Origin of the sequence: Sutterella massiliensis (assembly GCF_016899755.1) — a bacterium.
Classification (GTDB): Bacteria; Pseudomonadota; Gammaproteobacteria; order Burkholderiales; family Burkholderiaceae_F; genus Sutterella; species Sutterella massiliensis.
Window position 1 is genome coordinate 1 of sequence record NZ_JACJJC010000296.1, and the last position, 438, is coordinate 438.

The window sequence follows — 438 nt, forward strand, 5'->3', positions numbered from 1 at the left end:
ATGCCGTAGCGGACATTCGGATTCTTCGAGAGATCAGGCGGCTGCACTTTGCCGACCTTCTCGGCCCAAAGACGCCAGGGCGTCTTGTACGGGCTGAGCCCGAGGATGACGGCACTGTCGGTCGCCGTCAGTCCTTTGCGGCGCCATTCTCTCCAAGCATCGGTTTTCTGTTCAAGGTTTTGAAAGTTCATTTCGACTCCAAATCGGTTCCGCCAGTCTATCGATCCGCGCGACCCCGCCGCCCGTTTCGGGGCAGCGGGGTTCGCGGACGATCAGAAAGCCATGTCGCCGAACACGGGAGCGGGCGGCATCGGCGGCTCGTCGTCAAGCGGCGACTTGGCGGGCGCTTGCGTCGAGAGAGACGCCGCATCGGGCTTCTTGACTTCGGGAACCGCCTGCTGCGGCTTCATTTGCTCGCGTCGGTCCTCGAGATAAGCG

At 62.3% G+C, this 438-nt stretch carries 1 protein-coding gene; it reads right to left on the reverse strand.

Translation table 11 applies throughout. The annotated features are described in order from the left end of the window. The coding region (locus tag H6A60_RS12635; RefSeq protein WP_205105186.1) for a YqaJ viral recombinase family protein at window positions 1–191 on the reverse strand (191 nt) is incomplete at its 3' end. Window positions 192–438 lie beyond the last annotated feature (247 nt).